4 protein-coding genes and 1 pseudogene are annotated in these 8402 nt (G+C 45.2%); 2 read left to right on the forward strand and 3 right to left on the reverse strand.

Annotated elements, in window-relative coordinates:
- Both JCM11969_RS15370 and JCM11969_RS15375 read right to left on the reverse strand, forming a co-directional pair.
- On the reverse strand, positions 1-2648 hold a 2648-nt coding region (locus JCM11969_RS15370; RefSeq protein ID WP_054712578.1), incomplete at its 3' end, for a beta strand repeat-containing protein.
- A 110-nt stretch (positions 2649-2758) separates the two neighbouring features.
- Positions 2759-3961, reverse strand: a complete 1203-nt coding sequence (locus tag JCM11969_RS15375; RefSeq protein WP_054712581.1) for a KxYKxGKxW signal peptide domain-containing protein — start codon at positions 3959-3961, stop codon at positions 2759-2761.
- A gap of 931 nt (positions 3962-4892) precedes the next feature.
- Between JCM11969_RS15375 and JCM11969_RS15385 the strand changes: the two genes are divergently transcribed.
- The gene (locus tag JCM11969_RS15385; RefSeq protein WP_054712587.1) at positions 4893-5552 is read left to right on the forward strand and encodes a serine hydrolase; all 660 of its coding nucleotides are present in this window, start codon (positions 4893-4895) and stop codon (positions 5550-5552) included.
- Positions 5553-5750: 198 nt separating this feature from the next.
- Here the strand turns inward: JCM11969_RS15385 and JCM11969_RS15390 are convergent.
- A pseudogene (locus tag JCM11969_RS15390) lies at positions 5751-6223 on the reverse strand (Dps family protein).
- A gap of 597 nt (positions 6224-6820) precedes the next feature.
- Here JCM11969_RS15390 and JCM11969_RS15395 point away from each other — a divergent pair.
- Complete coding sequence (locus tag JCM11969_RS15395; RefSeq protein WP_054712590.1) at positions 6821-8173, forward strand: gluconate:H+ symporter; 1353 nt, start codon at positions 6821-6823, stop codon at positions 8171-8173.
- Positions 8174-8402 lie beyond the last annotated feature (229 nt).

The raw sequence follows: 8402 nt of genomic DNA on the forward strand, positions 1-8402 counted from the left end.
CCAACCTCAGTAATCACAGGGACATCCGTATCCGTTGGCACTTTCAAATCAACCGGATCACCGCCCTCTGGCGTTACGGTAATTGGGTCACCTGGGTCAACGTCTTTTGGATCTACTGGAATCGTAAAGGTACCAGTACCATCGCTTGTCCCGGTTGCGATAGGGTCACCATTCTGATTCTTAACCGTAATTGGTGTGTTCGGGGCTGATTTACCTGTAATTGTGTACCCATCTGTTGAATCGCCAGTAATAGTGGCATCCGTTGGCACAGTCAGATCAACTGGATCACCACCCTCTGGCGTTACCGTAATCGCTTCGCCTGGGTCAACGTCCTTTGGATCGACCGGAATCGTAAAGGTGCCGCTGCCATCGGTTGCCCCGGTTGCAACTGGAACGCCATCTTGCCCCTTAACAGTAATTGGGGTGTTTGGTGCTGATTTGCCAGTTACTGAGTACCCGTCTGTTGAATTACCGGTAATTCCGGCATCAGTAATCTCTGGCGTGTCAGTATCGGTATCAGTTGGTGTCGTCAGGTCGTCTGGAACCTCCGCCGTAGTTGGTGTCCCATCCTCTGGCGTGGCAGTTACTTCTTCCCCTGGTGTCACGGTTCCAGTAATCGGGATATCAATGTTTCCTTTGCCATCTGAGTTGCCAGACCCGAGATCATTGCCATTCGGATCAGTCAGTGTCACTGGCGTATTGGGATCGGTGGTGCCGGTGAAATCGTACCCATCCGTCGAATTACCAGTAATCGATGGGTCATTGATTTCTGGTTTATCCGTATCTGTATCAGTGTCAGTTGGTGTCGTTGGGTCGTCAGGAACAATCGCTGTCGTTGACGTCCCATCTTCTGGCGTGGCAGTTACTTCTTCCCCTGGTGTCACGGTTCCGGTAATCGGGATATCAATGTTTCCATTGCCATCTGAGTTGCCGGTGCCAAGGTCTTTACCATCTGGATCTGTCAGCGTCACTGGTGTATTTGGATCGGTGGTGCCGGTGAAATCGTAGCCATCCGTCGAATTACCAGTAATCGATGGGTCGGTAATTTCTGGTTTATCCGTATCTGTATCAGTGTCAGTTGGTGTCGTCGGGTCGTCGGGAACTTTTGCCGTTGTTGGTGTCCCATCCTCTGGCGTGGCTGTGACTTCCTCTCCCGGTGTTACTGTGCCAGTAATCGGGATGTCAATGTTCCCATCGTCATCTGAGTTGCCAGTGCCAAGGTCATTACCCTCTGGATCTGTCAGCGTCACTGGTGTATTTGGATCGGTGGTACCAGTGAAATCGTACCCATCGGTCGAATTACCAATAATCGATGGGTCATTGATTTCTGGTTTATCCGTATCTGTATCAGTGTCAGTTGGTGTCGTCTGGTCGTCTGGAACTTTTGCCGTTGTTGGTGTCCCATCCTCTGGCGTGGCAGTTACTTCTTCCCCTGGTTTCACTGTTCCAGTAATCGGGATATCAATGTTTCCTTCGCCATCTGAGTTGCCGGTGCCAAGGTCTTTACCATCTGGATCTGTCAGCGTCACTGGTGTATTTGGATCGGTGGTACCAGTGAAATCGTACCCATCGGTCGAATTACCAGTAATCGATGGGTCAGTAATTTCTGGCGTATCCGTATCAGTGTCAGTTGGCGTTGTTGTATCAGCTGAAATTGTAATCGTGCTAGCAACAGCGTCTAACCCTGTAACTGCATAATTGCTGCCCAATGCTGTCACTGCGGACTTAACTTTTGCTTGCCCTTCTGTATTCAATGTGTATGTTGTAACGGAATTGCCATCAGCATCAGTGGTCGCATCCGAGTAATCGAAGTCGCCAGAGGTCAACGTAACAGTTAAGCCATCAACATCCGTTGTAAATGCTTTGTCAGTGTTGGCGTCCAAAGCTTCCTGAGCCGTTTGACCAGTAGTTCCAGTAATTGGCGTAGCAGCAATGTGCCCAACCACTTCCGTCCCATTTGTAATGGTAACGTTCAGTTGTCCTTGAGGGTCAAGTGCCAGGTATGCCTTGTCCACATCTTGTTGTGAGGCATTTGGATCTGCTTGAACTTCTTGGGCAGCTGCTAAATTAGGATCACTGGAAGCAGCATTAGCAATTGCATCCTCTAACTGTGTTTTATCCACGTTTTGGTAAACAAGCGTTGTGTTGGATGCTGTTGAAACATTGTATAGCTTAGTTGACGTTTTAATTGTTTCACCAGTAAATGCGCCTGGCGTATTCTCTGACAAATCTGGGTCGGTGTATTCGATTGGTAAAGCAACTGTTTGAGAAACACCGACACCACCATCAATAGCCTGGGTAATTGCATCACCAATACCACTTGTAGCGGCAGAACTTAGCGCATCAATTGGTGTTGTAATTGCGGTTGCAAAGGTTTGAGCAGCAAGCTTAATTGCCGAACCCGCGAGGCCCAAATCATCTAAGGCATTCGTGCCATCATCGTTGTCTTTAGCACCAACAGCGGATAAAATACCGTTCGAAATTCCAGCTGTCCAGCCCTGAATGTACGAGTCCACCATGTTAGTAATGGACGTTGCAACACCATCACTGCTCATAATCTCGTAGTTGCCATTATTATCAGAAATGGCGTCTTCCAATGTCGTTTGGGTCACCCCATTTTGCATCAGATTTTGACCAGAATCGATCATGGATTCAATTTCCGCAACTTCTTCATCAATGCCTTGAGTATAGGCGTTAATTGCATCAGTGGGTGCCAGGGGGATAAGCCCGGCAGCACTAACAGCTGTTTTAAGTGCCTCTAACGCCGTAGCACCGGCCCTTCAAACAAATCACTAATCCCATTAATAAAAGTGGTGACAGGCGTCGTAACAAGTTCCATTCCAGAACCATTGAAGTTTGTATCAACTACGGCTTGGCCTGTAATCGTATCCCCAACTTTGTACTGGGCAGCAATCTCAGGGTCAGTAATTTGAAACTCTTCATGTGTAGCTACATCTTGAATGGTCAGCCCAACAGGATTTTGGGTAATGACCGTAAAGGTGCCGACCGTTGCAGTATCAGCAATGTTTTGAGGCAAACTAATTGTTGTCCCATGTTCATTACTCCCACCGGTTGAAATTGAAATTTCTTTGTTCTGACCATTGGCGTAAATGACGGTACCACGCTGCTGAAGATTTTCTGCATCTGTACTAACTGCCCCCTGATCATTGATATCATCTAAAGCGGTAGTGGAGGTAGATTGTTTGTCAACAACGATATCTTCATCCAAGTTATCATTAGATTCCTCCGTCACCGGAATCGTGCCGTATTCACCAGCTTCTCGATCAGTATCTGCGTTGGCTTGAGTCACTGCTGGTAGATTATCATCGTCATCCACTTCGCCTAACCCAGCCGTGCCACTATTGTCAGCAGTGCCAGCAGTGGGTCCAAACGAATTCTTAAACACAGCATTTGACGTGTTCGGATCAGTAGTTGTCCCACTATCCCCGGTTTGATCACCAGCAGTATCCCCATTTTCTAGCGCAGGGTCCGCGGCAACCGTCTGTGAGGCATCAATAGCCGTAGTCGACTTGGTCACTTCTGCTTGGTCATCCGCAACAGTCGTATCGGCGGCCACTGCAGCCACTTGATTACTACCGTTAGCAACCGCGTCCGCTTTCGCTTGCTGAGTTTCTTCCTGAGTCGGATCAACGAGAACCCCATCGTTGTCACCAGTTGCTGTGGCTTCGGTCGAGGTCGTCGTTGTATCCGTAGTAGTTGCTGTAGTACCTGTTTCGCCAGTTGATTGCGTGGCTGTACTTGTGGTCGTGACGGTGGCTGGCGTCGTATCTGCATGTGCATTAGGGGCGCCGATGAAGACGAGTCCTAACGACACTGTCGCGATACTTGCAAAGAGCCACGTCTTTCCGCTCTTGTACATCCGGTAATGCAACATCTCATTCTCGTTCATAGTTGCTAACTGACGATTGTGCTTCGATAAATTCTTTGAGCCTTTTCCCATTATTGGTTCCTCCCTCAAAATAAAGACGTACGTTCCTCCTAGTGGTGAAGTAATACCCCTACTACATCACCCGTTGATCAACAATCTCGCAATCGCTTTCAACTCTCTTACAGTAACAAATTAAAAATAATGTTTGAATAAGGTTTTAGAATTTATTTATTGACTATTTAGATAAAGATTAGGAAAATTGTGGAACAAAATCGAATTAAACCGACAGAAACGGTATTTATGTATTTTATAGCCAACTGTATAAAACAATCAATTTTTACTTTATTTTGTATATTAATGTTCGATATTGAACATCCGTTTTTCAAAGGATCTCCTCACAATTGGTTGCTATTGCGCAATAGTTAGTGATTACAGTAAAAGAAATGCCATTTTAGTAATAATTAGCCTTGCATAATATACATTTCGAAAAATATTAAAAATAGACGTTTCGCACTTTAATATCCGCAACATTGCTGTGAAACAATTCATTCCATTTATGATTTTCGTCATACATTAGGATGTTCTATCGATAAGTTATGTCTTCTCAGTTCAAAAAATGTCAGTAATTTTGCTACCCAAACAACCTTAAATACGTCTATAATGAATCCATAATCTACTCTATAAAGCAAGAGGGTCTCGCCGATGCACAAGCCCAAGCATAGCCGGTCGTCTCAATTACCCCGGCCTAAGCCTAGCTTCTACGTTGCAATTGCACTTATTTTTGGCGTTCTATTCTTTGTTCATCACGTTATTGTTGCGCATCAGAGCGATGCTCAGCACGCTAATGGCCAACCTGACACGTCACAGCTGATTCAAACGCGAAAAAACCGTTCAAAAAAAATTGACGGCTTACCTTAAAAAGGTCACGGCAGATGGTACAGCGACGGTAAGCTTCTATGATTTGGGCGCTAAATCTGGAAGCAGTGCTGCAAAATCCAAAGTAATGCGTCAGTTTTATAAGCGCGGCGAATTCGCAACCTCCGCACGTGGGCATACCGCTGAAGTGGCTGCCAGCACGTATAAAATTTTCATTGCGGCTTACACGTTCCATATGATTCACGAAAATGCCTTTACGTTCGATGCCACATCCCAAGCCAGCTTTGAGCAAATGATCGTGAACAGCATGAATGACTTTGCTGACGATCACCTTGAAGCTTGGGGTATGACCAATGTTGATGCCTACCTGCAAAAACAGGGCTGGTACAACCCCGTTTTCGTGGCCAATCAAGATGCTGAAACAACTGCGCTTAGTCTCACCAGTGCCCTGCGTGATCTTCACGACGGCACCGGTCCGTTCCAAAATAAAGCAGAGCGCAAGTGGTTGCTGTCGCTCATGGGCAAACAGGTTTACCGCACTGGAATTCCGGCTGGTGTTAAGGAAGCAAAAGCCGGCACGACAGTTACGGATAAGGTTGGGTTCATTGATGATACCAATAATGATGCTGGTATCGTGACGTTACCTAATGGTGAACAGTACATTCTCGTTGTGATGACACATGGTCATGGTCAGAGCGGTTTTTCTGGGTTTCCTCGGATTGCTAAGATTGCCGAGCATGTGCAGAAGATCGTTTATGGGTCGAAGTTGACTCGTGATTTGAATTGATTGGATGGAAATTAAAACACGTTGTTGCCAATGTTGGCAACAACGTGTTTTTTGTGGTGTTCTACTGTCCTCGAGACTAAACGTGTTCCAGCAGGTAGAGGCTCCTGCCTAAGCAACTTCCGGCACAAAATCCAAAACCGGGATTTTATGCCGAAAGTTACTTAGGCTCCGCCCTCTAACCGCCTGCTTCCACACTCTCTAGTCTTCCAAAGGCCCCTTCCCCAGATAAGCGGAAATCATCCAAATATCCTTATCAACTGCGGTCTTAAACGCAATCAGGATATCCTGGGTCACGAAGTCTTTTTCTTCATCCGTATCGGTTAATTCAATGCCCTTTTCGTATTCAGCACTCAGATACTTGTACTGGTTATCCAGACGTTGGAGCAATTCTGGTTGTGTGAATTGGTTCCACTTGATCGGGTCATCTGGCAACTTAGTCGTTGCGATAAATTCGTGAGTAGTTGAAATGGGATCACCGCCAATAGCAATCAGTCGTTCAGCAATTTCGTCTAACTGTTCAGCTAATTCATCCGCGTAATCATCCATCAGTGGGTGCAATTTAAAGAACTGTGGGCCCCGCATGTACCAGTGGTCTGTTGCAAATTAGTTTGTAACTGCGTTAAATCAGCGATGTATTGGTTCAATTGTGCCTTTGTCTTTGTGTTTGCCATAAAAAATACCCTCCAATTAATCACATACTAGTGTTGAATAACAACACATTAATTGTATCAAACTCCTGTGGTTAGGGTATGTAAAACGCTTACGAAATCGTGTCAGCTTTAGTGAAACTTAATCACTTTACCTTGAATTATTGAACAGATGTCGGTTTATTGATAAATACAACGGAAATCTGCACACCGAGAACGAGTCAAATAACCACCCGCCTCAACTAGGGTGTTGATAAAGTTATCGTTACATCATCTATTCACTATATTATGGGAGAAACTCGCAGTTATTTTCAAGATTTCTTTCACTATTTAAAAGGGAATTGATATGTTTTTCAAGAAAACTAACCCAACATTTATTAAGACAATCTATTATTAATTCGCTTTCAAAAAGTCATGTAAGCGCTATAGTGAGAATTATTCTTAAAGGAAACGTTTTCATGAAAATTTTTCTCAATTATTTAACTTTATTTGAAAACTTTTTTACAATTTTGCTTGAATAGCTTACCATATTTAATTACAATTCTTGTGCTGTTCTATTTTTTAAAGTGTCACAAAGAGAGAGCTTGGAAAAAAAGAAAGAAAGAGAAATGAGGAGACGTTTTGCAATTTGTTGTCTTAATTCTGGGGATTGCCTTGCTGCTATTCCTAATTATCCGCGTTAAATTGAACACCTTCATTTCATTGATTTTAACCGCTGTCCTCGTTGCGTTGGGCTTAGGCATGAGCCCCGCAAAAGTTGCGGACACGATTACTACCGGGATCGGTAGTTCAATGGGTGAGCTGTCCATTGTCTTTGGGTTTGGTGCAATTATCGGCCGTTTGGTATCAGAATCTGGTGGTTCCTACCGAATTGCACAAACATTGATTCGAGTCTTTGGTAAGAAACGATTACAACTCGCTGTTGTGGTTGCTTCCTTCATTCTCGGGATGTCGATGTTCTTCGAAGTTGGTCTGGTCCTCTTGACCCCACTTGTTTTCGCCATCGCCCTTGAAGCTGAAGTACCATTTCTATATCTCGGGCTACCAATGGTTGCCGCACTGTCGACGACCCAGGCCTTCTTGCCACCACAACCAGCACCTACTGCCGTTGCCGGTGCCTTGAACGCCAACGTTGGTCAAGTGCTTGTTTATGGGATCATCGTGGCCATTCCAACGGTTATCGTTGCTGGTCCACTGTTCCAAAAACTTGCCGCCCGTTACGCACCTGAAACGTTTGTCATTAAAAAATCTTTGCCAGCCTTTGGTGAAGTTAAACAATTCAATTTGGAAGATACACCAGGGTTTGGAATTTCACTCTTAACCTCATTGTTCCCAGCCATTTTTATGGCCGCAACTTCCATCTTTGAAATTGCGACAAAAACAACTTCAATAACTGGTGGTCATGGTCTCAAAGCGTATATGGCCATGATCGGTAGTCCTGAAGTCGCGATGTTGATCTCCCTCCTCTTTGCCATTTGGTCAATGGGTCTGCATCAACATCGGAGCATGGCAGACATCAACAAAATCGTCGGTGATTCACTGAAATCAATCGTGATGTTACTGATGATCATCTGTGGTGGTGCTGCCTTCAAACAAGTACTGATCAACGGTGGTGTTGGTACCGCCATTCAACACTTGGTCTCAAACGTCAACATCTCACCACTGATCCTCGGTTGGATCATCGCCGTTATCCTGCGTATTGCGCTGGGTTCAGCAGCCGTCGCAAGTATGACCGCTGCCGGGTTGGTGACACCATTGATGTTAGCCACTCACGCTGACCCAGCCATGATGGTACTCGCCATCGGTGCCGGTTCAGTTGCCGCATCACACGTGAACGATGCTGGCTTCTGGATGTTCCAAGAATACTTCGACTTAACTGTGAAGCAAACGTTGAAGATTTGGACCGTCCTGGAAACGGTATTGTCTGTTGTCGGTTTGTGTTGTGTGCTGATTTTGAATGCGATTGTGCATTAGAGCGTGGAACAAAGCGTTTAAAGACTGGAGCATAAGGCACTATGATATAAAATCCTGATTTTGGATTTTGTATCATAGTGCCTTATGTGCAAGTCTTTGCTTTGTGGAGCGCGTTTCCGCTATGTTGCCAAGAAAGAACCATCCAACTGAGCACGTCCCCACAATATCAACTAGAAATAAAAACCAATAACTCAAAAGCGACTAGTCAACCAACTAGTCGCTTTTTGTT

This window comes from Secundilactobacillus paracollinoides DSM 15502 = JCM 11969, assembly GCF_001311135.1.
Lineage (GTDB): Bacteria > Bacillota > Bacilli > Lactobacillales > Lactobacillaceae > Secundilactobacillus > Secundilactobacillus paracollinoides.